1 protein-coding gene is annotated in these 211 nt (G+C 33.6%); it reads right to left on the bottom strand.

Annotated features, from left to right (window positions below; genetic code table 11):
• The coding region (locus ACX9YW_RS23835) for a hypothetical protein (RefSeq protein ID WP_460351318.1) at positions 1 to 211 on the bottom strand (211 nt) is incomplete at both ends.

Genomic DNA, 211 nt, shown 5'->3' with positions numbered 1-211 from the left:
ACCTTGAACCATAATTTCAAGCAAGTGTGGCGCCGATTTAACTAAATAAAGGTTAGGATATTTAGGAGTCAAATCTGCCTTCATCTGATCTAATACTTTCGGCTTACCCATAAGCAAAACTTTGTGTACGCCCTTTAATTTTTTAATTTGGTCAATTGATACAGATATTGCCTTAACTGCAACTATTTTTTCTTCATCTTCAACCAATAAA

It is taken from the genome of Pseudoneobacillus rhizolycopersici, assembly GCF_054786815.1.
The sequence above is the reverse complement of the archived record's forward strand: the minus strand, read 5'-3'. Positions and strand labels throughout refer to the sequence as shown.